Origin of the sequence: Phytohabitans kaempferiae (assembly GCF_042433955.1) — a bacterium.
Taxonomy (GTDB): Bacteria; Actinomycetota; Actinomycetes; order Mycobacteriales; family Micromonosporaceae; genus Phytohabitans; species Phytohabitans kaempferiae.
In genome coordinates, this window is record NZ_JBHLUH010000091.1 from 1 (window position 1) to 22,963 (window position 22,963).

A 22,963-nucleotide genomic window follows, 5' to 3' on the forward strand; every position below is an offset into this window, starting at 1 on the left:
GCACCCTAACCTGAAGCTACAACTCAAATCGGACCTAAGTCAACAAACTACCGCTAGTCACCAGGTGCTGTGCGGTTGAATGATGTCACCGTAGCGAGCTGAGCTGACGAAGGAGCCCGTCGATGATCACCGATCCAACGCTCGCTCGAATCGGCCAAGCGGTGGAGCTGCACCATGGTCAAGGCGAGCGTGAGGCAGCTCGCCACTCCTTCGCGCAGATCTGGGAGGAGATCGGCGGGGAGCAAGGGGATCCGCTGCACATTTGCGTGCTCGCGCACTCGATGGCCGATGTACAGGACGATGTCCACCAGGAGCTGATCTGGGATCAGCGAGCCTTGGCGGCGGCCGACCTGATCACCGATGACCGGGCGGCGCAGGCCGGGGTGACGCTGTCCGTGGCCGGCTTGTATCCGTCGTTGCACCTCAACCTGGCTGAGTGCTACCGCAAGCTCGGTGATCTCGACCGTGCCCGGGAGCACCTCCAGCAGGCGCGGGCTGGCATCGGCGCGCTTGGCGACGACGAGTACGGGCAGCTGATCAGAGGCGGCCTGGATCGGCTGGCGCAGGAGCTGACGTGAGTCGTGTTCAGGCCGGTCGCAGGGTTGGTCCATATTCGACACCGGTCAGCCGTTCGGACTCGGCCCACAACTCCCGAGCCAGGGCCTCGTCGTGCGCCTTGGCGATGGCCCGGACCGGTTTGGGCGCGCCCCGCAACTCGCCCATCCCACCCGGGCCGTAGTACTGACCGCCGGTGGCCGCGGGGTCCGTCGCGGCCCGAAGGGTGGCCAGCGCGCCCCGCTCGGGAGACTGCGTCACCAGCCGGCCCAGCGTGTTCACCAGCAACGCCGGGTTCGCGCCACGAAACAGTCCGGTCCAGACGCCACCTGGATGCGCGGCCAGCGACGCGGTCACCGCACCAGCCGCCGCCAACCGGCGTTGCAGCTCGAACGCGAACAGCAGGTTGGCCAGCTTGGACCGCGCGTACGCGGCGGTGTGCCGGTAGGTCTCCAGCATCGGCAGGTCGGACAGGTCTACCGCACCACCGCGGTGGCTCACGCTGCTTACCGTGACGATCCGCGACGCCGGCGTGGCCAGCATGGTGCCCAGTATCAGACCGGTGAACGCGAAGTGCCCGAGATGATTCACGCCGAACTGCAACTCGAAACCATCGCGGGTCTCGGCTCTGGTGGCCGACCACGTACCCGCATTGTTGATCAACAGATCGATCCTCGGATACTCGCCGATCAGCCTGGTGGCGGCCGACCGGATCGAATCCAGTGCCGCGAGATCCAACCGGGTCACCGCGGTCGAACCGCCGATGCGGGCCGCCGCGTCGGCACCGCGGGCCGGATCCCGTACGGCCAGCACGACATGGCAGCCGCGCTCCGCCAGCGCCTTGGCGGTCGCGAACCCGATGCCGGCACTGGCCCCCGTCACCACGGCGACCCGACCAGCCTGGCTCGGCACGTCATCGATGCTCCACATACCGCCTCCTGGCCTTCGGGCTACCGTGAAACGCAACCTACCTGGCCGCCTACTCCAGGCCGTCGGCAAACCCCGTCACCACCAAGGCCACGGCATACTGAGGCATGCGTTCTGCGTACGCTCACGAGGCTGTGCTCGTCATGGCGCCCGACGCCGACCTCGGAGCGCCCGGAGCGGCGATCACCGTCGCACTGTGCGGCCACTGGGAACACCAGCCGCCCTGCCCGCTCGCGGCGCACCACACCCGGGCCGAGCCGGCCAGCGACGAGGTGCGCGTGCGGGTCTTGTTCGCCACCGAACCGGCCTCGGAAAGCCTCGTACGACAGCGCATAGACCTCGCGCTCGCCGGTGGCGAGTTCCGCGGCCCGGACGGGCTGGTCACTCGCTGGCGACTGCGGACCAGCCAGCCGAGCGACATCACCGCGGCAGAGATCGACCACGCCGAGCGCCTCACCCATACCTGATGCGGCCCGCATCGCGGTGTCTCGACCGGCGATGGGCCGATCCGCACGGGACGAAACCCGGCGGCGGTGCCGGGAAGAGCTGTTAGCATCGCCCCGGTGTACGGGCTCGTCGCCGCATCCGTGGCGGCCCGCGCGGCCTCGCCGTCAAGGGCGGGGGGCGGCCGCCGACCTGGTCGCTGGTCGCGTCGCCACACTCCGGTCGCCAGGGATGATCACCAGCGGGCAGTGGGCGTGGTGCGCGCAGTGCTGGCTGACCGAGCCCAGCAGTGCGCCGACGAACCCGCCCACACCGTGGCTCCCCACGACCAACGCCCGCGCGTCCCGCGAGGCGTCCACGAGGATCTGCGCCGGATGGCCGGGCCGTACGCTTTCCCTGATCTCGACGTCCGGGCCCGGCCCGACCGCGTCGCGTACCGTCTCGGTGAGCACTTCACGTGCCGTGGCGGCGGACTCCTCATACGGGAGTGTCGGCCCCCGCTCGTATGCGGCCTGGTGCTCCAACACCGTGATCGCGTGCACCGCCGCGCCGGTCAGCCGCGCCTGCCGCGCCGCCCACTGCAGTGCGGCCCTCGACTGGACCGACCCATCCACGCCGACCACGATCTCACCCGCAGAATCGCCGCGCGTACTGACCACGATCAGCACCTCCGTTGACACGTTGATCCCTCGGCGGCCGGAGGGGTGCGGGGCCTGGACCAGCCGACGCTACGGCGCCCTTCGTCTCATGGTGCCCTACCGGCCCGGAGCACGTGCCCAGATGCGCCGGTCACCGCCGACCGGTTGGAACCGTTCGCCGAGCCGGACCTCTGCGTGGTCCACCTGATCCCGGCCGGAGTGTCCTCGTGAGCGCCGCGACCGGCGACCCACCTCGTTCCCGCGCCCACTACGCCTACATAGCCCTGGAGGCGGTCAAGACGATCGCGCTCCTGACCGGCGGCGTCCTCGCCCTGTCCGGCTGACGGCGTTCCGGTCAGAGGCGTGCGTCCATCGCGGGCAGTGCCGGCTCCGGCTGGGCTGGCCGGCGTGGGGCGGCTCGCCTTGTCTCCTCGGCGTCCCGCCGTCCCCAGCGGGTACGTCCCCACGGCTTGACCACGGAGAGGATCGTCGCGCCCCACAGTGCGACCGCGAAGGCGCCGAGGCAGGCGATCAACGCGACGCCGGTCGCTCCCGGCTCGCCGGTCGGGTCGATGGTGCGGCGGGCCAACTCGTCGGCGAGGGCACCCTCCACGGTGCCGGCCACCAGCGGGATGCTCACCGAGATGGCGAACTTGGTGAGTACCCACCTGTACCGGACCAGGCCCCATTTGGTGCCGAGCGACACCACGACGCCGGTGATGATGGAGAGTGCCATCGACGGGATCGCGACCGCGAGGTCGATGACGTGCAACGCTTCGTAGGCGCCGTGCCGAATGGTCGGGGAGTCCGCGGCCCAGCCGATGACGGCCAGGGCGGTCATCGTGAGTGCGACGCCCAGCCAGCCCACGCTGAAGCCGACGTGCAGGGTCAACCAGACCCGGCGGGCCCGCGGTGCGAGCCGTGGGTAGCGCGGCTTGCACTGCGCCAGGATCACCAGCGAGAGGATGATCCCGACCAGCGCGAGCAGCACCGCGATGCTGAACGCGAACTGGAGCGGCGCCAGCGCCAGGTGCACGACGATCGCGATCCGGCGGCCGTGCGGCTGCCACCGCAGCGCGGCGGCCACGCTGAGGACCGCACCGGCGCCGTATCCCGCGAGCGCCATCACGCGGAACACTGTCGCGCCCGAACCCTGGAGGAGCAGCGCGATGTTGAGGACCGCGAATGCGGCGAAGGCCCATTGCAGCGGGCGGGCGAGGTCACGCGTTCCGGCATCCATGCCCCGACGCTAGGTACGGCCCGGGCACGCGGGCATCGGGCCAAGTATCCGAAACCGCCCGCTCAAGGTCGACCGGTCAAGCCGGGAGGCACACCTTTCGACTGCATCCTTCGGCGGACGTCGCCACGGTCGGTGCTGCATAGACTCGCCTCATGACCGCAAGGCGGGCTCTGCGACCAGGCGCGGGCCGCATCGCCGACGGGGTCGTCGCTGCCTTCTGCGTCGCCGCCGGGGTGTGGCGAGACTTCCAGTCCGGCCTGTTCGACGGCTCCCCACTCGTCAACCGCACGGCGCCGCTGGCGGTCACCGCGGCGCTCGGTGTGGCCACCGGCGTGGCGGTGTTCCACCACCGGAGGCGGCCCCTGCTGCTGTACGCCGGTGCCGTGTCGTGCTGGCTCGTCGCGGGCGCCTGGCCGGCCATACCGATAGCGCAGTACGCCGTCGGTGCCTATCTGCGCTCGGCCCGCCTCCGCGTCGGGCTGACCGTGGCGATGGTGGCGGTGGTGTCGACGCCGATGTGGCTGGAGTACGGCGCGGATGCCAGCCTTCCGATCAGCCTGGCGCTGTGCATCCTTCCGGTCCTGGTCGGCCTGTACCTGACGTCGCGGCGAGCCGTGGTGGCCGGTCTGGAGGAACGGGCCCGGCGCATCGAACGGGAACAGCGGATGCGCATCGACCAGGCCCGCGCGGAGGAGCGGGCGCAGATCGCCCGGGACATGCACGACGTCGTCACGCACCGGGTCTCGCTCATGGTCCTGCACGCCACCGCACTGGAGTCGGCCCACGGCAGGGACGCCGCGGCGATCGCCGGCCAGATCCAGAGCATCGGCCGGGTCGCGCTCGACGAGCTTCGCACGCTGGTCGGTGTGCTGCGGGATGGCGCCGCCCCGCTGCGCCCCCAGCCGGGCATCCCCGACCTGGCCGAGCTGGTGGCCGCGTCCCAGGCACTCGGGCTCGCGGTCGAGCTGTCCGTCGAGGATGGTTTACGGGCACCGTCGCTTGTGGAGCACGCGGTCTACCGGGTCGTCCAGGAGGCGCTGACGAACGTGCACCGGCACGCGCCGGCCGCGCGTACCACGGTGGTCCTGTCATCCGGTGGCGAAGGTGTGCGCCTCGCCGTCCGTAACGACGCGGGCGCGGCGGCGGCCGTCTCGGCCCCTGGCGGCGGGCACGGGCTGCTGGGCATCGGCGAGCGGGTCCGGCTGGTGGGCGGCACGCTGAGCACTCGCCACCTGCCAGACGGGGGCTTCGAGGTGGTGGCCTGGATGCCGGCCGCCGGAGTGGCACGGGAGGTGGACCAGTGATCCGGGTCCTGATCGTCGACGACGAGTGGATGGTCCGGGCCATGCTGCGGACCATCATGTCCGCCTACGACGGCATCGAGGTCGTGGGCGAGGCCGAAGACGGCGACCAGGCGGTGCGCGAGGCGACCATCCACCGGCCGGACGTGGTGCTGATGGACATCCGGATGCCGCGCGCCGACGGCCTCGCCGCCACCGCCGCGCTCGCCCGCTTCCCCGACCCGCCAAAGGTTGTCGTGCTGACCACGTTCGACCTGGACGAGTACGTGGAGCGGGCGCTGCGCCACGGTGCGGTGGGCTTCCTGCTCAAGGACGCGACCGCCGACCAGATGGCGGACGCGGTACGGAGCGCGGCAGCGGGCGACGCGATGCTGTCCCCTCGGGTGACCCGCCGCCTGCTGCACCGGTTCGCCGAGCCGAGCAGCCCGCATCGCCGCGACGCACTGCGCCGGATAGAGGTCTTGACCGACAAGGAGCGGGAGGTGCTGGCCGCCGTCGGCGAAGGGCTGCCCAACAGCGACATCGGCCGGCGCCTGCACCTGAGTGAGGCCACCGTCAAGAGCCACGTCAGCCGAGTGCTGGCCAAGCTACAGCTGACCAACCGGGTCCAAGCCGCGATCCTCGCGCATCACGCCGGCCTCGTGAGCTGACTCCGCCCTCAGACTGGAGGCCTGGTTCGAGTACGGGCTGCGGCTCCTGCTCGACAGGCTCGTGCCGGCGCCCACGGCGTGAGGTGGCTCAACTCCGCTCGGCCAGAAACTCCTCCCAGGTGCGGCGCCCGGTCGTACCCCCGGTGGTGGTGAGGTTGACACCGGCCCGCATGGCCGCCGCGGCCGCGCCGGGCATCCGCATCGGCAGGAGCGGGCGGCGCTTGCCGGTCGCGCGGAGGTAGTCGCGGATCAGCTCGTCCATGCCGTACACGCGGGGGCCGCCCAGGTCGGGCACGAGCCCCGCTGGCTCGCCGAGCGCCAGCTCGACCATCCGGGCCGCCACCTCGCCCGAGTCCACCGGCTGCACGCGCATGCCGGAGGGGACCGGCAGCACCGGCAGCTTCGCCATTCCGCTGGCGGTACGCAGCATCAGGTCGTGAAACTGCGTGGCCCGCAGCGTGGTCCAGGGCAGGCCGGCCCCGGCGACCGCCAGCTCTCCCCCGCGCTTCGCGCCGTAGTAGCCGAACATCGCCCGGTCGGCCCGGCCGGTCATCGGAACCCGGTCGGCGCCGACGACGGAGACGTACACCAGGTGCCGCGCGCCCGCCGCGGAGGCCGCGCGTACCAGGTGGCGGGCCTTCACGTCGTCGCCCTTCGCGCTGCCGGCGCAGTGCACAACCGTCTCCACGCCGGTCACGGCCGCGTCGATCCCGGTGCCGGTGGCGAGGTCGCCGGTGACGTACTCCACACCGTCGGTGGCGTCGTGCGGGCGCCGGCTCAGCACCCGCACCTTCCGGCCGGCGGCGCGGAGCAGCGGCAGCATCTGGCGGCCGAGCGTGCCGGTACCGCCGGTGAGGAGGATTGGCGTGGTCATGTCGATCTCCCGGTCACATCGGTGGGATTTGGCGGGTCTACCCCTGTGACCCGGGGCGAGGAGGCAACGTGACAGGTGTGAGCGAGGCGACAGGCATGGGCGACGGCGAGTGGCTGACCGCGCGGTTCGAGGAGCACCGGGGGCGGCTGCGCGCGGTGGCGTACCGGATGCTGGGCTCGGTCAGCGAGGCGGACGACGCCGTGCAGGACGCGTGGTTGCGCCTGCGCCGCGCGGACACCACCGAGGTGGAGAACCTCGGCGCCTGGCTGACCACCGTGGTGGCCCGCGTCTGCCTCAACCAGCTCCGCTCCCGCCAGCACCGGCGGGAGGATCCGCTCGACGTACGCGTACCGGACCCGATCGTCAGCCCCGAGTCCGGCGTCGACCCGGAGTACGAGGCGGTGCTCGCCGACTCCGTGGGGCTGGCGCTGCTGGTGGTGCTGGAGACGCTGACGCCGGCCGAACGGCTCGCGTTCGTGCTGCACGACATGTTCGCGGTGCCGTTCGACCAGATCGCGCCGATGATCGAGCGGTCGCCGGACGCCGCGCGGCAGTTGGCGAGCCGGGCCCGCCGGCGGATACGCGGGCAGGCGCCGGCTCCCGACCCGGACGTGCGGCGCCAGCGCGCGGTCGTGGACGCGTTCTTCGCCGCCTCCCGGGCCGGTGACTTCGCGGCGCTGGTGGCCGTACTCGACCCAGACGTCGTGCTCCGCTCGGACGGCGGCCCGGCGCGCCCCGGCATGACGTTCACGCTGCGCGGGGCGGAGGCGGTGGCCGGGCAGGCGTTCGCGTCCGGTCGGCTCTCCCCGTTCGTACGGCCGGCGCTGGTCAACGGTGCCGCCGGCGCGGTGGTCGCCATGCGCGGGCAGGCCCAGTTTGTGATGGCGTTTACGGTGGCCGGCGGGCGGATCGTCGCGATCGACGTGCTCGCCGACCCCGAGCGCCTCCGCGACGTCGACGTGACCGACCTGTTTGGACAGTGACTCGCCGCTCAGCCCGGATGGCGATGTGGACGGTGCGGCCGGAGCCGGGCCGCGCGCGGCCCTGCGCCGTCAGCCGTCGTCGTAGAAGCGCTGGGCGCCGGGATGCAGCGGGACCACGCCCGTGTGGCCGGCGGACTCGCGGTCGACCGCGCCCCACTCGGGATGCCCGTCGATGAGCTCCTGCCGGTACTTGAAGATCAGCGCGGTCAGGTCGTGCGCCAGACGCTCGGGCATGCCGGCGTCGACCACAACGAGGTTGCCGACCGTGACGGTGGGGATGTCGCCGGGCAGCGTGTAGGTGGCGGCGGGGATCTTCCCCGTGCCGTACGTCGCCGGGTAGAGCCGCTCGAGCTCCGGCAGCAGCCCGTCGAGCGGCAGAAACCTCATCTCCGCCTCGGCGCCCATCAGCTCGGTGATGCCGACCGTCGGCAGGCCGCCGGACCAGAAGGTGGCGTCGAGCGTGCCGTCGGCCAGCCCGCGCGTGGTGGCGGAGAGGGAGAGGCTGGAGCGCCTGATGTCGCGGTCGGGGTCGAGCCCGGCGGCGCGGATCAGGCGCAGCGCCAGAAACTCGGCGCCGGAGTTGACCGTGCCGGTGGAGACCCGCTTGCCGCGCAGGTCAGCCGGCGCGCGGATGCCGGCGTCGGCGCGGACGACCAGGTGCGTGTAGTTGTGGTAGACCACCGCGAGCGCGCGCAGCGGCCGCGCGCCGTCGGCGAAGGCGCCCCGCCCGCGCATCGCGTCGGCGGCCACGTCGGCGAAGGTCAGCGCGATGTCGACGTCGCCGAGGCCGAGCCGGAGCAGGTTGTCGGCGGAGCCGGCGGTGGGCGCGACGATCGCCTCGTATCCGGACAGGTGCGTGGTGATCACGTCGGCGTAGGCGCCGCCGACCTGGTAGAACACGCCGGTCGTGTTGCCCGTGCCGAGTACGAGGTGGCCGTCGCGCAGATCGGTGGGGGGCTCCGGCGCGCAGCCCGCGGCGAGTGTCACCGCCGCGAGCAGCGCGAGGAGCCGCCTGGCGAGCGACGGACGCCTCACGACGGGCGGGCGCCGGGGTCGAGCGCGGTCGCCACGCGCTGGGCCAGCACGGCCGTCTCGTAGCCCACCTGCCCCAGGTCGGCACCGGACTCCGCGAGCACTGCCAGGTAGGCGCGGTCGACGACCGACATGATGAGCAGTACGCCGCCGTCCATGTCGAGCACCGACTGACGGACCTGCCCGGTCTGCATGCACTTCGCCGCGCCGACCGAGAGGCTGGCCAGGCCGCTGGTGATGGCGGCGAGCTGGTCGGCCTGGTTGGGGTCGAGCCGCTCGGAGGCGGCGAGCGCGAGGCCGTCGACGGAGACCGCCAGCGAGTACACGATGGACGGCACCTTGCGCGCGAACGAAGTCAGCAGCCAGCCCAGGTCACCGTAGTCGACGGGGGCCGGTAGGGAGTCCGTAGCGGGGTTCATCATGGGCGTCCTCCGGGGACGGCGACGAGAGGGCGGGGGGCGCGGCGGCCGAAGGGGGCGCCGTGGATTGCGGTGGTGCCGTGCGGCGGCCCGCGGCGATGCCACTGGCCAAACTGGACAGTCGAGCCCGGACCTCGTCGGGGTCGGGCGTGCCGCCCGCGCGCTGCCGGGGCGGCGCCGGCGGGGCGGGCAGGCGGCCGGCGACCGGTCCGGAGGGCAGTGCCTGCGCTGGCGCCCGCTTGGGCAGCCCGGCGGCGGTGATCCCGTCGACCGTCGCGGGAGCCATCCGCACCGGCGCCAGCCGCACAGGCTCCTCCGGCTGGGCCTCTCCCGCACGCGGCGGCGCGGCGGACGGCGCCGGGTCGGGCAGCGGCCCCAGCAACTGTCCACGGTAGAACCGCGGGGGCGGCGGGAGCGGCGCGAGGACGCGGTCCGGGAGCGTGAGTGTGGCCGCGGTGCCACCGCCGGCCACGCTGGTCAGCTGCACCCTGATGCCGTGCCGGGCGGCGAGCCGGCCCACCACGAGCAGGCCCATCGTGCCGACGAGCGTGCTGGTGAGGGCGGAGGGATGGGCGATCCGTTTGTTGGCCTCGGCAAGCCGCTCGGCGGTGAGCCCGATGCCCTCGTCGAAGATGGTCAGCGTCACGTGGTCGACCGCCTGGCGGGCGGCGACCCGGACGCTGGTGGCGGGCGGCGAGAAGCTGGCGGCGTTTTCCAGCAGCTCGGCAAGGAGGTGCACGACGTCGCCGACGACGTGCGCGGAGACCGCCAGCAGCGGCGTGGCGACCGCGTCGACCCGGGCCGGCTCCTCGATCTCCGCCGCGGCGAGCTGGATCATCTCGCGGATCGGCACCGCGTCGGTGAACCGCCGCCCGGGGTCGCCGCCGGCGAGCACGAGCAGGTTTTCCTCGTTGCGCCGCATCCGCGCGGCCAGGTGGTCGAGCGCGAAGAGGCGGGCGCGGCTGCCCGGGTCGCCCTCCTGCCGGGCGAACTCGCCGATCAGGTGGAGCTGCCGCTGCACCAGCGTCTGGCCCCGGCGGGACAGGGCGGTGAACGTGGCGGTCGTCTCCATGCGCTGCAACGCCTGCTCGGCGGCGAGCCACAGCGCCTGCCGGTGCATCGTGGCGAACGCGGTGGAGAGCTCGCCGATCTCGTCGACGCCCGGGGGCAGCATGCTGTCGACCCGCGCGCCGGATGCCTCCAGCGTGTCGCGGACACCGGACTCGTCGCGCGCGGCGGAGACGCGGGCGACCGCCGTGGGCAGCTCGCCGTGCGCGACCGTGAGCGCGGTGGCCCGCATGCGGCGCAGCCGGCGGCTGGTGCGCACGGCCTGGATGGCCGCGCCGGCCAGCGCCAGCCCGACCAGGAGGCTGGTGAGCGCGGCGGTGGCCAGCGTGCGTTTGTGCGCGGCGACCTGGAGGTCGTACGCCTCGCGCTCCATCGTCGTGGACAGCTCCGACTGCATCAGCCGCAGCCGGCGGAGCAGGCCGCTCTGCGCCGCGTACCAGACGTCGGGGTCGACCTTGAGCGAGGCGGGCGAGCCGCCGGTGGAGAGCACCTTGTCGCGCATGCCGCGGGCGCGCGTGACGTCGTTGCCGGAGACCAGCGCGTCGAAGCGGGCGCCGGTCGGCCCGGGCAGCCGCTCGATCACCTCCAGCTGGTGGTGCTCGGCGCCCTCCCACGCGGCAAGCCGCACCAGCTCGCCCGGCTCCAGGCTCTCCCGGTTGAAGACCCGCCGCAGCAGGTCGAGCTGCTCGGCGGCGAGGTGCTCCAGCTCGGTGACGAGCACGACCGCCCGGGCGCTCTCCAGCAGCCGCGGCTCGGTCAGCTGGCTCGGCACGGCGTCGGCGATGCCGATCATCGCGTGCGTCACCGCGTTGTACGCGTCGAAGACCTCGGGCGAGCCGTCGGGCGCGTTGACCGCCATCGCGCGCACGCCCGGCAGGAGGTCGAGCACGCCGTCGGCCGCGTCGAGCTTGGCGGCCAGGGCCGGCGCGGCCACGCGGGCCTCCCGCGCGGCGGCGGAGTATCGCTCGCGGGCCGCGTCGGTGCGCGCCCGCTGCGCCTCCAGGAGCTGCTTGCCGGCCTCGCCGCCGCGCAGCCGCAGCGCGATCGTCTCGGCGTGCTCGAGCTCGGCCTGGTGGGCGACCGCGATGCCGGTGCTCGCCGTGCGGGCGAGGATCCGGGCGTCGCCCGCGCGGGCGGACTCGGTCAGCGCGTCGCGGGTCTGCATCACGCCGAGCGTGACAAGACCGACGGTGGCCACGAGCACCGGAAGCAGGATGCGCACGCCGATCGAGCGCAGTGGGCCGGGTCCGAAGGGGGGCGCCGACACATGGTGCGCGCCGGCCCGGTCGTCGGTGTCGGCCACCGCACGGTGCGCGCCCTCCCGGCCAGGCGTCTCCTCGGCGGCGCGGTGGAAGCCGGCCCGGCTGGCGGGCACGCCGGCTTCGGCCTGAGCGGGCCTCTGCCCAAAGCCGCCCATCGCCGCACTCTCCCGTTCGCCGCGGGCACGATGGGCGCCCGTCCACCACCTCCGGTCCGCCGCACCGCAGGTGAGTGGCCGTGGGCGCAGGCGCCGCGCGGTCCAGCTCGATAGAGATCAGTCACCCCCCGCGGGCGACCACGCCTACGATCGCCCATTCGGCCGTTAGCGACATCCTCTGCACAGCCACCTCAGGCAGACCGATCGTGCCAGAGGTGCAACGACCACCGCCGATCTTGATCTGTCCGACCTCGTATGATCGGCGGGTACCCTATCCCCCGAGCGGGGAGCATCACGATCGCGAATTCGATTTCGCCTGCTAATGGCGATCGAGAATAGCTGCGAAAATAGCTCAGGCATTCATGAGTTACTGTGTGCGCTGTGACGAGACGTGCGGCTGAAGTCCGCCTTGATGCGCTCCTGAGCACCGCCTGCAACGTGATCGTGGAGCGCGGCCTGGCAAACACACGCACCTCCGACGTGGCCGCCGCCGCGGGCGTCAGCCAAGCGCTGGTCTTCTACCATTTCGCCACGAAAGAAAATCTGCTCGCGCAGGCGTTCGCGTACGCCGCCGAGCAGGATCTGGCACGACTGGACGCGGTCGTAAACTCCACCGTGCCGCCGCTGGAAAAGCTGAAAAAGATCCTTCGGCTGTACGCACCACAGGGGCGTTCAAAGTCGTGGGCGATGTGGATCGACGGCTGGTCGGAGTCGCTGCGGACACCGGAGCTGGAAAAGGTTTCCCGGCGCCTTGATCTGCGGTGGAAAGAGGCCCTCACCGAGGTGATCTCGGCCGGCGTCGACCAGGGCACCTTCAAGTGCGAAGAGCCGGCCGGCGCCGCCTGGCGGATCCTCGCGCTGATCGATGGGCTCGCCGTGCAGGTCGCGGTGCACGAGCGGGTGATCACACGGCGCCAGCTCAACGACTGGGTCCGGGTGAGCGCCGCCCGCGAGGTGGGGCTGGAGCCGGCGCAGCTGGCATAGCGCCCCCGTGGCGAGGAGCGCGACCCCGTCGCGGGGCCGCGCTCCCCGGTCCCAGGCCCTAACCCTTGCCGGCTTCGCCGGCCCGGCTGACCAGCGGCCGAAGGCCGCCGGCCAGCCGGTGAACGTTAGTGGCCACCGCACTAATCGAGCAGCTCGGTGACCGAGCCCGCGGCCACCGTGCGGCCGCCCTCGCGCACCGCGAAGCCGAGCCCGACCTCCATCGCGACCGGCGCGCCGAGTTCGACCGTGAGGTCGACGGTGTCGCCGGGCATGACCATCGTGGCCTCGCCCAGGTCCACCGCGCCCGGCACGTCCGTGGTCCGGAAGTAGAACTGCGGCCGGTAGTTTCCGAAGAACGGCGTGTGCCGGCCACCTTCGGCGGTGGTCATGGCGTACAGCCGCGCCCGGAACTTCCGGTGCGTGCGGATCGAGCCGGGCGCCGCGACCACCTGACCGCGCCGTACCTGGTCGCGCTTCACGCCGCGCAGCAGCACCGCCGCGTTGTCGCCCGCCTCGGCCCGGTCCAGCGACTTGCCGAACGTCTCCAGCCCGGTGGCCACAGTGGACGTCGTGGGCACGAAGCCGACCACCTCGACCGGCTCGCCGACCCGCAGCGCGCCGCGCTCCACCGCGCCGGTGACCACCGTGCCGCGGCCCGAGATGGTGAGCACGTTCTCGATCGGCATCAGGAACGGCTCGTCCAGGATCCGCGGCGGCACCGGCACGTACGAGTCGACCGCCTCGAGAAGGTCCACGATGGACTGCGTCCAGCGCGGGTCACCTTCCAGCGCGCGGAGGGCGGAGACCCGCACCACGGGCACCTCGTCGCCGGGGAACCCGTACTCGGACAGCAGCTCGCGCACCTCCAGCTCGACCAGGTCGAGCAGCTCCTCGTCCTCGACCGCGTCGGCCTTGTTCATCGCCACCACCAGGTACGGCACGCCGACCCGCCGGGCGAGCAGCACGTGCTCGCGGGTCTGCGGCATCGCGCCGTCCTGCGCGGAGACGACCAGGATCGCCGCGTCCACCTGCGCCGCCCCCGTGATCATGTTCTTCACGTAGTCGGCGTGGCCGGGCATGTCCACGTGGGCGTAGTGCCGCGTGGCCGTCTCGTACTCGACGTGTGCGATGTTGATGGTGATGCCGCGCGCGACCTCCTCCGGCGCCCGGTCGATGCCGTCGAACGAGACGAACTGGTTGACCGACGGGTCCCGCTGGGCGAGGACCTTGGTGATGGCGGCCGTCAACGTCGTCTTGCCGTGGTCGACGTGCCCCATCGTGCCGATGTTGAGGTGCGGCTTGGTCCGCACGAACTGGCTCTTGGCCATGGTGGATCAACCCCTGTTTCAGGAAAGGCTTTCTGGTACGGGAAACGGCGGGGCACCCTCCCCCCGGCGTCCGCGCGCACGACCACACCGTCCGCGATGGACGGCTTGCCCGCGGGAACGGGAGGAGGGTCAGGTATCCAGACGGACCGGCGACGCACACGCGGCGGCCGCGGCGGGCAGGCCGATGCCTGCGGGCCGCGCGAAGCCAACCGGGGCGAACATGACGATCATGATAGCCATGAACGTCGTACCGGCCAAGCGTATTTCCGAGGGCTGAATGCGAGGCGGGGAGCCAGTAACCTGGCTCCCCGCCTCTGGTGTGGGACTTGCGAGTTGGCTAGCCGAGACCGCCGCGCATGGCGCCGATCAGTTCACCGTTGGTGGTGTCGCCGGACAGCTCCCAGAAGAAGGCGCCGCCGAGACCCTGGTTGCGGGCGTACGTCATCTTGCCGCCGATCGTGGCGGGCGTGTCGTAGCTCCACCACTGGTTGCCGCAGTACGCGTACGCCGTGCCGCCGACCGTACCGTTGGACGGGCAGCGTGTCTTGAGCACCTTGTAGTCCTCGATGCCCGCCTCGTACGTGCCCGGTGCGGCACCGGTCGCCGTGCCACCGGGCGTGCTCTGCGTGACACCGGTCCAGCCTCGGCCGTAGAAGCCGACGCCGAGGAGCAGCTTGCTCGCCGGTACCCCCTTGCTCTTCAGTTTTTGGATCGCCGCGTCGGAGTTGAAGCCCTGGGTGGGGATGCCCGGGTACGCGGTGAGCGGCGAGTGCGGAGCGGTCGGGCCCTGCGGGTTGAAGGCGCCGAAGTAGTCGTACGTCATCGGCATGAGCCAGTCGAGGCTCCCTACCGCGCCCGCGTAGTCGGCCGCGTCGATCTTGCCGCCGCTGCTGCCGTCGGCCGTGATCGCCGCGGTCACCAGGTTGTTGGGGCCGAAGCGGTTGCGCAGCGCCGACATCAGGTTCTTGAACGAGTTCGGCCCGCTGTTGTCACAGGTGAGGCCGCAGGCGTTCGGGTACTCCCAGTCGATGTCGATGCCGTCGAAGACGTCCGCCCAGCGCGGGTCCTCGACCAGGTTGTAGCAGGAGTTGGCGAAGGCGGTGGGGTTCTGCGCCGCCTGGCCGAAGCCGCCGGACCAGGTCCAGCCGCCGAAGGACCAGATCACCTTGATGTTCGGGTACATCCGCTTGAGCTTGCGGAGCTGGTTGAAGCTGCCCCGCAGCGCGCCGGTGTCCCAGGTGTCCGCGACGCCGTCGACGCTGTTGGCCGCCGTGTACGCCATGTCGTAGTCGGCGTACGAGTCGCCGATCACGCACTGGCCGTTGGTGACGTTGCCGAAGGCGTACAGGATGTGGGTCAGCTTCGAGGCCGAGCCACTGGTGTGGATGTTCTTGACGAAGTACTGGCGCTGGTAGACGCCCCACTGCGCGAAGTAGCCGACGAGCTTGCGCCCGGCGGGAGGCGGCGGGCCGGTGGTCGGCGGCGCAGTGGTGGGCGGAGCGGTCGTCGGGGGTGCGGTGGTCGGCGGCGCCGTGGTTGGCGGCCTGGTGGTCGGCGGGGCGGTGGTGGGGTTGGTACCACCGCCACAGGACGCGCCGTTGATGGTGCAGTTGGTGGGGGCCCGGAACGCGCCGGTGCCGATGTAGCCCCACGACTGCGAGCCGCCCGGCGGGATGCTGCCGGCCCAGCTCTTCTTCACTGCCACGTACCGGTTGCCGGAGCGGGTGACGTCCGCGTCCCAGAAGCTGCTGATGGTGGTGCCCGCCGGCAGATCGAACTCGATCCGCCAGGTGGCGACCGCGGCGTCCGAGCCGTTGGTTACCGTGACCCGGACCTCGTGGCCGCTGCCCCAGTCTGAGCTAGCGGCAAACTGAGTGGTGACGCTTCCCGCGCCGAAGGCCGACGCCACGGGGATCGCGGCGACTGCCACCGCGACCACCGTGCTGGCCCACAGCGCACGCCGTAGGGATCTCCTCATCCGACGTCTCCCTAATTGTTAGGAAACTTTCCAGAAGGTTGATGCGACGTTACTCACACGGGCATGAACTCGTCAAGATGCGAATTTCTCGATCGACCTCGGGCTTCAACCGCTGGGCCGCCGCGTACGTACGTACCGGTGAGCGATCGGTCTCGCGAGGGGGAGGACGGCCCATGACTGCCCAGCCAGGCGAACGCATGCTGTCGTGGCTGGACGAGGACGACCCCAACCGGGGCGTCACACCTTTCGAGCCGGTGGAGGCGGCGATCGAGCTAGCGCCCACCGACGACACGTCCGCCCCCAAGAAGAAGTCCCGCCGCGAGAAGCCGCCCAAGCCTCCGAAGCCCCAGCGCGAACGGCGGTGGCGGCGCGACAGGTCCGCCAGCGAGGAGCCGGTCCCCGACGAGGTACGCCTGGTGGAGTGGGCCGCCTCCCTCAACCAGACACCGCTGCCGGAGTGGGGGACGCCCCCCGGCGACGAGCCGCCCGCGGCGCCGTCCGGCCCGGCCGCAGCCACTGGCTGGGACCAGGCCACGGCGGGGGCGCCCGCCGGCTTGGCCGCCGCCCGTGGCGAACGGAACGGGCGGCCGGAGCGGAGGACCGTGCCGCGCCCGCAGCGGGACGGTGCGGCGGGCGAGCGCGTACCCCAGGCGCCGCCCTCAGCGGCGCGGCCGGTACCTGCTCCTCGAAGGCCCGCCGACGACGCCCCGCCGGCACCGCCGCGGGCCGTACCGGCGCCGGCGGACGCGTGGCAGGACGGCACGGGGCCGGCGACGCGTGCGGACTGGTTCACCCCTCGCGACTCGGCGCCCGGCGACGCGGACTCCCCCGATGCCGTGTCCTACGACGGCCCTGGCTACGACCCGGAGCCGTACGCCGCCGGAGCGCCCGATGCCGTGTCCTACGCCCCGGCGCCGGAGGCCTACGACGCCGCGCCGGGCGGGCCCGCGCCGCACGGTGCCGCCCTATGCGGGACGGGGCGCCACGACCCGGGCCGGGACGGCGCGCGCGACACGAACCCCCAGGATGCCAGGCCGGAGAACGGCTGGAACGAGGAGCGCCCCCGCGACACCGCCTCGGAGGCCCCGGCCCGGCCGGACTGGCTTGTCTCGCCCGTGCCGGCCTCCGACGACAGGTGGACGACGACGCCCACGCGGGACGCGAACGAGCGGCCGGAGTGGGCCGTGAGCCCCGGCGACCGGCGGAGCGCCGGACCCGGCCGGGATGCCAACGAGCGCCCCGCGCGGGCCGGCGCGCCGCGCGACGGCTGGGTCACCACGCCGGCCCGCGAGCCGGCGCCGGACGGTGGCCGGACGCTGACACCGCCCGTCCGCGACCGGGGGCGGCCGGAGTGGGTCACACCTCCGGCCGAGGCGCCCGTCGACGAGTGGTCCGGACCACCCCGGGAGAGCGATCCGCCCGAGGCGTGGCCGGCGCCCCTCGACATCACGCCCGACGACGACCTGGCCGAGCCCCGAGGCAAGGGAGGCCGCCCGCCGCGCGGTCCCCGGGGTGGCCCGGGCCGACCGGCAGGGCGCCGCCGCCGGCCGCTGCTCGTCCTCGCGGTCGCGCTGACCGGCGCCATCATGGGCGTCGCGGTGTTCGCGGTCGCCACGATGTACCGCCAGGTGGTCGACGGCGACGGGCTGTCACACACGATCGCGGCGCCGGTCAACGGGCGTTCCGAGGCGGAGCTGGAGCTGGCCAGCGGCGCGGCCGCGGTCACCGTACGGAGCACGGACCTCGGCGACGACCTCTTCCAGGTCACCACTCCCGACGACGACGAGGCGGTGCCGCGCGCGACGATCCAGGGCAACCGCGTGACCGTACGCATGACGTCGAGCGACGGGGAGGGCGCCACCGCGGTCGAGGTACGGCTGAACACGCGGGTCACCTGGCAGCTCGTGTTCAGCGGCGGCGCCGACCGCCAGACCGTCGACCTGAGCGGCGGCAAGCTCTCCGGGCTGGAGATGCCGGCCGGCGCCACGCGGCTGGAGCTGACCCTCCCCAAGCCCGAGGGCACCGTGCCGATCCGGCTCGGCGGCGGGCTCGACGAGCTGTTGCTGCACGCGCCGGCCGGCGTACACACGCGGGTGAAGGCGGTCAAGGGCGCCACCAACGTGACTCTCGACCGCCTCAACCGCTCGCGGGTCGCGCCGGACACCACGTTCACGCCGAACGGCTGGGACCAGGCGAAGGCCCGCTACGACGTGACCGCCGCACAGGGCGTGGGGACGCTCAAACTCGACCGGCGTTGATCGTTGTCGCTTTCCTGCCCGCTCGTGTGGTCCCCGGGCGGATCAGTTCGCCCGCAGGGCGTCTTTGATCTTGACCCGGCCGCCCATCCGCAGCACGGCGTTGCGGTAGATGCGCCCCGCCAACCACACCAGCACGACGATGAGAAGCAGTGTGAGACCGATCGACACGACCACCTGCCACACCGGTGCGACGTCGAGGGCCGACCGCATCGGCATGAGCATCGGTGCGAAGAGCGGGATGAGCGACATCAGCGCCACGAACTCGTTGTCGGGGTCGGCGGGAAGGACGAAGACGCCGGCCACGTACGGCAGGGCGATGAGCATCAGGGCCGGCGCGGTCACGCCGGCGATTTCCTCCTGGCGGGACACGAGCGCGGCGAGTGCGGCGAACACGAGTGCGTAGACCACGTAGCCGAGCAGGAACCACACCGCCGCCCAGAGTGCCGCGCTGCCCGCGAGGGCGGACGGGAAGGTGAACGAGTCGGTCGCGTGGCCGGTCACGATGCCCGCCACCATCACGACCGCGAGTTGGGCCAGGCCGACCAGCCCGATTCCCAGCACCTTGCCGGCCATGAGCTGCCACGGTCGGATCGTCGTGAGGAGGATCTCCACGATCCGGCTCGACTTCTCCTCCACCACTCCCTGCGCCACGATCTGTCCATAGATGAGGATCGCGACGTACACAAGGAAGCTGACGACGAACGCGAGCAGCAGCCGGGCGCCCTCGTGCTCGCGCGGGGGGTCCAGGGTCCGCAGGGCGAACGAGGCCGAGTCGACGGCGCTGTTCACCGCCGCCGGGTCGCCGCCCACGCGGGTGATCTGGTCGTTGAGGGCGATCTGGCGGGCGAGCACGGTGAGGGCGCTGCGCAGGTCCTCGGACAGCTCCTGCTTGACGACCACCCGCAAGCCGGCCGGCGTGCCCATGACGAGGGCGTCAAGCTCGCCGTCACGAACCTGCCGCTCCCCCACCGTCTCGTCCACGGCGCTCGTCGTGACGATCTGCCCGACCGCCGAGGCCACCGACTGGAAGGGCGCGGCCAGTTGCGCCACGGATGGTGTGAAGCCCACCGTGCTGCCCGTGCCCCCGCCATCGATCAGCTTGGCGGCGATGACGGCTCCCACCACGGCGAGGACCATGATGATGCTGCTGATGCGATACACCTTGGAGCTGGTGCGCGCCGTGATCTCGCGGACGGTGATGAGCCGCACGGCGTCCCAGGTGCCTACCGGTGCCTCGGTCATGCCCGACTCCCTTCCGCAGCGGTCACGTCTTCGCTGACGACGTGCCTGAACAGTTCCGTCAACGAGGGACGTCGCTGGCCGAACTCGCGCACCGGCCCGGTAGCCAGCGCCGCCCGTAGCACGGTCTGGTCGTCGGTCCCGTTGTCGAGTTCGACCACCGTGCGGGTTTCGTCCCTGGACACCACGCGCACCCCGGCCAGGTCGTCGGCCCAGCCGGTGTCCGCCCGCGGCGCGTCGACGAGGATCCGCCGCGCTCCCGTCGCCCTGAGTTCGTCCACCGTCCCGATCGCGACCATCCGCCCGCTGCGGACGATGCCCACTCGGTCGCAGAGCCGTTCGACCAGGTCGAGCTGGTGGCTGGAGAACATCACCGGGATGCCCTCGGCGGCCTTCTCGCGCAGAACCTCACTCATCACGTCGACCGCGACCGGGTCGAGGCCCGAGAACGGCTCGTCGAGCACGAGGATCCGCGGATCGTGCACCAGCGAAGCGGCGAGCTGGACGCGTTGCTGGTTGCCCAGGCTCAGCTTCTGCACCTCGTCGTCGCGGCGAGCGGCGACACCGAGCCGTTCGAGCCACCGGTCGGCGGAGGCCTTCGCGGCCGCGGCGGACATGCCGTGCAGCCGGGCGAGGTAGGTCAACTGACTGCCGACACTCATCCTCGGGTACAGCCCGCGCTCCTCCGGCATGTAACCGATCCGGCGCCGGGTCGACATCGTCAACGGCCGGCCGGCCCACCGGACCTCGCCCACGTCCGGCGCCAGCACGCCCAGGATGACCCGCATCGCCGTCGTCTTGCCGGCGCCGTTGCTCCCGACGAACCCGTAGAGCTCCCCCGCGCGGACGTCGAAGGTCATGTCCCGCAGGGCGAACACCTCGCCGTAGCGTTTCGACACCCCGTCGATGTCGAGCCCGTCAGTCATGTCGCTCCCCTCATCCCGACCAACCACACGCCGGCCCGCTCAAGGTCCGTCGGACGCGCCAGCGAATCGACATCCGGCGACGTTCCATTCGGCATTGACGCCTCCGATGTCTCAAATCTTGTCTCAACATGGTGCGTCAAGCTTTGCGACAAGTCAATCCGGGACAGACGGCGGCGGGCAGTACCGCGTCGGCGTAGCTGACGCTGTCGGGCACCGCGACGGGGCCGCGCGGCGTCGCGAGTAGCGGTAATGATTCGGCTGCGCGGGGCCGACCAAGGACCTCTTCGGAGGCGGGGCACGGCCTGGCAACCCGTCAGCTCTGGCACTGGCGGCGGGTCGGGCAGAGCCCAGCCTCAGCAGGTCGACACGAGGGGGCGTATGCCGCAGGCGCGGCCATGCCCTAGGAAACAGCCCCTAGGCGGGCAGCTTGCGGCGGCCGGCGAAGCCGCACTCCAGGCGGTGGTACCAGCCGATGTCGCGGTCGCCCTCCAGCCAGCACCACAGCACCGGGCGGCCGTCGCGCTCGCCGGCGAAGTCGAGCAGCACCGGCGCGTACCCCTTCACCTGGATGTCGTGCTCGCCGAGCTCGTCCAGGATGCCGTAGATGCGCGCCTCCAGCGCCTTGACCTCGGGGAGGCCGCCGTGCGGGCTCGTGCCGCCGTCGGCCAGGTCGGCGTGCAGCTCGGCGAGGTCGGCGCGGAGCACGATCAGCTCGTCGATGCGGGGACGCAGCGTGGCGAGAAGATGGCGAGCCTGGGCCAGAGTGAACACGTCCGACAGTATGGGGCATTCGTTGAGCGGTCATGGAGCTGCCCGATTTGTCGGGATACCGACTACACAAAGTAATCAACGACGTCGACCTCGACGGCGTGGTCGTACGCGGCCTGCGCGGCAGTTTCCACCGGCGCGCCGACGGCCCGGTCGGGTCGGCGGTGCTCACCGTCGGCGTCTACAGCTACGCCGGGGCCGATCTCCTGATGGCCTGGGGGTACGTGGGTGAGCCGCACTGCCGCTTCAACGCGGTGCGCCGCGCCGACGGCTCGTGGGAGCCGCCCCGGCAGGGCTGCCCACCGGTGACCAGAGTGCACGACGGCGGGCAGGTCACCGCCCTCACGCTCGGCGAGCACGTCCTGCCCACCGAACCGATGACCGGCCCGCCGTCGGGTGAGGCGCGCGCTCCGGGTCCGGATGGTGTCCTGCCGGCGGTCGGCGGGCCGGGAGGACTCGGACCTTGGCCGCCGCCGGCCGCCTGGGCGACCGACAGCGGATCCTGAGCGGGGCGCTGCCCCTGGTCTCTCTGAAGTTGTGCACTTCATTCACGTATTGGGCGCCCGCCTGCTGCGGGGTAAGGCGGGCGCCCCGCGCTCCGGTGGAGCGCGGCCTAACGGGGTGCGTGCGCCGGCGCGGGGGAAGGCGCGGTCCGGCGCACGTACAGCAGTGACGCGGCGGTCAGGCCCAGCCCGGTCACGAACGCCACCGCGTGCACGACCGGGTGCACGATCGGCACGAACGCGATTACCGCCACCGGCACTTGGACGACCGCCACGAGAGTCATCAGTAGCCCTCGCCGCCGGCCGCCCCAGAGGTACGCGGTCCAGATCGGCGCGGTCACCACGGCCAGCACGAGCACGTCGAGCACGGTGTGCAGGACAGGACTCGTGACCTTGTCGTGAGCGAACGCGGACGCCGGTGCCGAGACCCAGAGAGCCGCCGCGACACCACCGAGAATCACCGCGAGACGTCGCATGCCATACCTCCCTGAGTGCCGCTGTCACTACTCCCTGTCATGAACCCTAGGAGGGTGGAGAGCGGCCCGGAAGGGATGAACGCGTGAGTGAATCAGGAGCACCCGAGAGTGTCGGGCTTTCCTGATCTTGTGGCTACTCGCTCTGCTGGGCGAGCTGCCGGGCCCGGTCGCGGGCGGCCTCCAGGGCGGCCAGCAGGGCGGCCCGCACGCCGTGGTTTTCCAGCTCGCGGATCGCGGAAATCGTCGTTCCCGCAGGTGAGGTGACCGCCTCGCGGAGCTTCACGGGGTGCTCGCCGGAGTCGCGGAGCATGACGGCCGAACCGATGGCGGTCTGCACGATCAGCTCGTGCGCCACCTGGCGGGGCAGCCCGAGCAGGATGCCCGCATCGATCATGGCTTCGACCAGCAGGTAGAAGTACGCCGGGCCGGAGCCGGAGAGCGCGGTGACCGCGTCCTGCTGCGACTCGGGGACACGCAGCGTGGCGCCCAGCGGCTTGAACATCTCCTCGGCCAGCGCCAGGTGCGCCGCGGTGGCGTGCGGGCCCGCCGAGATAGCGGTCATCGCCTCGTCGACCAGCGCGGGCGTGTTGGTCATGACCCGCACGACCGGCGTGCCCTCGGGCAGCCGCCGCCCGAAGAAGCTCGTCGGCAGGCCGGCGCAGAGCGAGATGACCAGCTTGTCGGCGGGCACCTTGGCGCCGATGTCGCCGAGCAGGGCGGCGGCGTCCTGTGGCTTGACCGCGACCGCGAGCACCTCGGCCTCGGCGACGGCGGTGAGGTTGTCGACCACGCGTACGCCGTACCGCTGGGTCAGCTCCTCGGCCCGGGCGGGGCGGCGGGTCGTGGCCATCAGCTTGTCGGCCGGCCAGCCCGCGCGCAGCAGCCCGGAGAGCATCAGCTCACCGATCTTGCCCGCGCCGATGACGGCGACCGTGTGCACTCCTGGTGCCATCAG

Annotated in this window: 22 protein-coding genes; 8 read left to right on the forward strand and 14 right to left on the reverse strand. The window is 72.1% G+C overall.

The window, feature by feature from the left end; translation table 11 throughout:
- Positions 1-122 precede the first annotated feature (122 nt).
- Positions 123-578: a tetratricopeptide repeat protein gene (locus ACFFIA_RS39940; RefSeq protein WP_377261863.1), complete on the forward strand. Its 456-nt coding sequence runs from the start codon at positions 123-125 to the stop codon at positions 576-578.
- 7 nt (positions 579-585) lie between these two features.
- On the opposite strand, the gene ACFFIA_RS39945 is transcribed toward ACFFIA_RS39940, so the two are convergent.
- Entirely contained in the window at positions 586-1,485 is a 900-nt protein-coding gene (locus ACFFIA_RS39945; protein WP_377261865.1) for an oxidoreductase, read from the reverse strand.
- Positions 1,486-1,589: 104 nt separating this feature from the next.
- Here ACFFIA_RS39945 and ACFFIA_RS39950 point away from each other — a divergent pair, with 104 nt between their 5' ends.
- Positions 1,590-1,949, forward strand: coding sequence for a hypothetical protein (locus ACFFIA_RS39950; RefSeq protein WP_377261867.1), 360 nt, complete (start codon positions 1,590-1,592; stop codon positions 1,947-1,949).
- Between the two features lie 144 nt (positions 1,950-2,093).
- Here ACFFIA_RS39950 and ACFFIA_RS39955 read toward each other — a convergent pair whose 3' ends face one another.
- Together ACFFIA_RS39955 and ACFFIA_RS39960 are read right to left on the reverse strand one after the other, a co-directional pair.
- The gene (locus tag ACFFIA_RS39955; RefSeq protein ID WP_377261869.1) at positions 2,094-2,606 is read right to left on the reverse strand and encodes a universal stress protein; all 513 of its coding nucleotides are present in this window, start codon (positions 2,604-2,606) and stop codon (positions 2,094-2,096) included.
- A 313-nt stretch (positions 2,607-2,919) separates the two neighbouring features.
- Positions 2,920-3,804: a hypothetical protein gene (locus tag ACFFIA_RS39960; RefSeq protein ID WP_377261871.1), complete on the reverse strand. Its 885-nt coding sequence runs from the start codon at positions 3,802-3,804 to the stop codon at positions 2,920-2,922.
- 152 nt (positions 3,805-3,956) lie between these two features.
- Between ACFFIA_RS39960 and ACFFIA_RS39965 the strand changes: the two genes are divergently transcribed.
- Entirely contained in the window at positions 3,957-5,108 is a 1,152-nt protein-coding gene (locus ACFFIA_RS39965) for a sensor histidine kinase (RefSeq protein ID WP_377261874.1), read from the forward strand.
- Positions 5,066-5,755, forward strand: coding sequence for a response regulator (locus tag ACFFIA_RS39970; RefSeq protein ID WP_377262080.1), 690 nt, complete (start codon positions 5,066-5,068; stop codon positions 5,753-5,755). The genes ACFFIA_RS39965 and ACFFIA_RS39970 overlap by 43 nt, the downstream gene beginning before the upstream one ends.
- 88 nt (positions 5,756-5,843) lie before the next feature.
- On the opposite strand, the gene ACFFIA_RS39975 is transcribed toward ACFFIA_RS39970, so the two are convergent.
- Complete coding sequence (locus ACFFIA_RS39975) at positions 5,844-6,629, reverse strand: SDR family oxidoreductase (RefSeq protein ID WP_377261876.1); 786 nt, start codon at positions 6,627-6,629, stop codon at positions 5,844-5,846.
- A gap of 95 nt (positions 6,630-6,724) precedes the next feature.
- On the opposite strand from ACFFIA_RS39975, the gene sigJ reads away from it, so the two are divergent.
- Positions 6,725-7,612: an RNA polymerase sigma factor SigJ gene (gene sigJ / locus ACFFIA_RS39980; protein WP_377262082.1), complete on the forward strand. Its 888-nt coding sequence runs from the start codon at positions 6,725-6,727 to the stop codon at positions 7,610-7,612.
- Between the two features lie 69 nt (positions 7,613-7,681).
- On the opposite strand, the gene ACFFIA_RS39985 is transcribed toward sigJ, so the two are convergent.
- Genes ACFFIA_RS39985 through ACFFIA_RS39995 form a run of 3 tightly spaced genes read right to left on the reverse strand, consistent with a single transcriptional unit; the run spans position 7,682 to position 11,548 of the window.
- Positions 7,682-8,647, reverse strand: coding sequence for a TAXI family TRAP transporter solute-binding subunit (locus ACFFIA_RS39985; RefSeq protein WP_377261877.1), 966 nt, complete (start codon positions 8,645-8,647; stop codon positions 7,682-7,684).
- Entirely contained in the window at positions 8,644-9,063 is a 420-nt protein-coding gene (locus ACFFIA_RS39990; RefSeq protein WP_377261879.1) for a roadblock/LC7 domain-containing protein, read from the reverse strand. Before ACFFIA_RS39990 ends, ACFFIA_RS39985 begins: the two co-directional genes overlap by 4 nt.
- Positions 9,017-11,548 (reverse strand): sensor histidine kinase, encoded by a 2,532-nt coding sequence (locus ACFFIA_RS39995; RefSeq protein WP_377261881.1) that lies wholly within the window; start codon positions 11,546-11,548, stop codon positions 9,017-9,019. The genes ACFFIA_RS39990 and ACFFIA_RS39995 overlap by 47 nt, the downstream gene beginning before the upstream one ends.
- A gap of 381 nt (positions 11,549-11,929) precedes the next feature.
- Here ACFFIA_RS39995 and ACFFIA_RS40000 point away from each other — a divergent pair, with 381 nt between their 5' ends.
- Complete coding sequence (locus tag ACFFIA_RS40000) at positions 11,930-12,532, forward strand: TetR/AcrR family transcriptional regulator (RefSeq protein ID WP_377262084.1); 603 nt, start codon at positions 11,930-11,932, stop codon at positions 12,530-12,532.
- Between the two features lie 140 nt (positions 12,533-12,672).
- Here ACFFIA_RS40000 and tuf read toward each other — a convergent pair whose 3' ends face one another.
- Entirely contained in the window at positions 12,673-13,860 is a 1,188-nt protein-coding gene (tuf, locus tag ACFFIA_RS40005) for an elongation factor Tu (protein WP_377261883.1), read from the reverse strand.
- Between the two features lie 337 nt (positions 13,861-14,197).
- Positions 14,198-15,838, reverse strand: coding sequence for a glycosyl hydrolase family 18 protein (locus ACFFIA_RS40010; RefSeq protein ID WP_377261885.1), 1,641 nt, complete (start codon positions 15,836-15,838; stop codon positions 14,198-14,200).
- 173 nt (positions 15,839-16,011) lie between these two features.
- On the opposite strand from ACFFIA_RS40010, the gene ACFFIA_RS40015 reads away from it, so the two are divergent.
- Complete coding sequence (locus ACFFIA_RS40015; protein WP_377261887.1) at positions 16,012-18,096, forward strand: hypothetical protein; 2,085 nt, start codon at positions 16,012-16,014, stop codon at positions 18,094-18,096.
- Positions 18,097-18,138: 42 nt separating this feature from the next.
- On the opposite strand, the gene ACFFIA_RS40020 is transcribed toward ACFFIA_RS40015, so the two are convergent.
- From ACFFIA_RS40020 to ACFFIA_RS40030, 3 genes are all read right to left on the reverse strand, one after another.
- Positions 18,139-19,338 carry an ABC transporter permease gene (locus tag ACFFIA_RS40020; protein WP_377261889.1) on the reverse strand — a complete coding sequence of 400 codons (1,200 nt, stop codon included), beginning with the start codon at positions 19,336-19,338 and terminating at the stop codon, positions 18,139-18,141.
- Entirely contained in the window at positions 19,335-20,261 is a 927-nt protein-coding gene (locus ACFFIA_RS40025) for an ABC transporter ATP-binding protein (protein WP_377261891.1), read from the reverse strand. The genes ACFFIA_RS40020 and ACFFIA_RS40025 overlap by 4 nt, the downstream gene beginning before the upstream one ends.
- 414 nt (positions 20,262-20,675) lie before the next feature.
- Positions 20,676-21,032 (reverse strand): DUF2203 domain-containing protein, encoded by a 357-nt coding sequence (locus ACFFIA_RS40030; RefSeq protein WP_377261893.1) that lies wholly within the window; start codon positions 21,030-21,032, stop codon positions 20,676-20,678.
- A 32-nt stretch (positions 21,033-21,064) separates the two neighbouring features.
- Between ACFFIA_RS40030 and ACFFIA_RS40035 the strand changes: the two genes are divergently transcribed.
- Complete coding sequence (locus ACFFIA_RS40035) at positions 21,065-21,535, forward strand: hypothetical protein (RefSeq protein WP_377261895.1); 471 nt, start codon at positions 21,065-21,067, stop codon at positions 21,533-21,535.
- Positions 21,536-21,642: 107 nt separating this feature from the next.
- Here ACFFIA_RS40035 and ACFFIA_RS40040 read toward each other — a convergent pair whose 3' ends face one another.
- Both ACFFIA_RS40040 and proC read right to left on the reverse strand, forming a co-directional pair.
- Positions 21,643-22,008: a hypothetical protein gene (locus tag ACFFIA_RS40040; RefSeq protein WP_377261897.1), complete on the reverse strand. Its 366-nt coding sequence runs from the start codon at positions 22,006-22,008 to the stop codon at positions 21,643-21,645.
- Between the two features lie 133 nt (positions 22,009-22,141).
- The gene (proC, locus tag ACFFIA_RS40045) at positions 22,142-22,960 is read right to left on the reverse strand and encodes a pyrroline-5-carboxylate reductase (protein WP_377261899.1); all 819 of its coding nucleotides are present in this window, start codon (positions 22,958-22,960) and stop codon (positions 22,142-22,144) included.
- Between the last annotated feature and the right edge of the window lie 3 nt (positions 22,961-22,963).

Coding starts and splice junctions, on each gene's coding strand:
- ACFFIA_RS39940 (WP_377261863.1), top strand. CDS start 123: ATGATCACCGATCCAACGCTCGCTCGAATCGGCCAAGCGGTGGAGCTG.
- ACFFIA_RS39945 (WP_377261865.1), bottom strand. CDS start 1,485: ATGTGGAGCATCGATGACGTGCCGAGCCAGGCTGGTCGGGTCGCCGTG.
- ACFFIA_RS39950 (WP_377261867.1), top strand. CDS start 1,590: ATGCGTTCTGCGTACGCTCACGAGGCTGTGCTCGTCATGGCGCCCGAC.
- ACFFIA_RS39960 (WP_377261871.1), bottom strand. CDS start 3,804: ATGGATGCCGGAACGCGTGACCTCGCCCGCCCGCTGCAATGGGCCTTC.
- ACFFIA_RS39965 (WP_377261874.1), top strand. CDS start 3,957: ATGACCGCAAGGCGGGCTCTGCGACCAGGCGCGGGCCGCATCGCCGAC.
- ACFFIA_RS39975 (WP_377261876.1), bottom strand. CDS start 6,629: ATGACCACGCCAATCCTCCTCACCGGCGGTACCGGCACGCTCGGCCGC.
- sigJ (WP_377262082.1), top strand. CDS start 6,725: ATGGGCGACGGCGAGTGGCTGACCGCGCGGTTCGAGGAGCACCGGGGG.
- ACFFIA_RS39990 (WP_377261879.1), bottom strand. CDS start 9,063: ATGAACCCCGCTACGGACTCCCTACCGGCCCCCGTCGACTACGGTGAC.
- ACFFIA_RS39995 (WP_377261881.1), bottom strand. CDS start 11,548: ATGGGCGGCTTTGGGCAGAGGCCCGCTCAGGCCGAAGCCGGCGTGCCC.
- tuf (WP_377261883.1), bottom strand. CDS start 13,860: ATGGCCAAGAGCCAGTTCGTGCGGACCAAGCCGCACCTCAACATCGGC.
- ACFFIA_RS40010 (WP_377261885.1), bottom strand. CDS start 15,838: ATGAGGAGATCCCTACGGCGTGCGCTGTGGGCCAGCACGGTGGTCGCG.
- ACFFIA_RS40015 (WP_377261887.1), top strand. CDS start 16,012: ATGACTGCCCAGCCAGGCGAACGCATGCTGTCGTGGCTGGACGAGGAC.
- ACFFIA_RS40020 (WP_377261889.1), bottom strand. CDS start 19,338: ATGACCGAGGCACCGGTAGGCACCTGGGACGCCGTGCGGCTCATCACC.
- ACFFIA_RS40025 (WP_377261891.1), bottom strand. CDS start 20,261: ATGACTGACGGGCTCGACATCGACGGGGTGTCGAAACGCTACGGCGAG.
- ACFFIA_RS40035 (WP_377261895.1), top strand. CDS start 21,065: ATGGAGCTGCCCGATTTGTCGGGATACCGACTACACAAAGTAATCAAC.
- ACFFIA_RS40040 (WP_377261897.1), bottom strand. CDS start 22,008: ATGCGACGTCTCGCGGTGATTCTCGGTGGTGTCGCGGCGGCTCTCTGG.
- proC (WP_377261899.1), bottom strand. CDS start 22,960: ATGGCACCAGGAGTGCACACGGTCGCCGTCATCGGCGCGGGCAAGATC.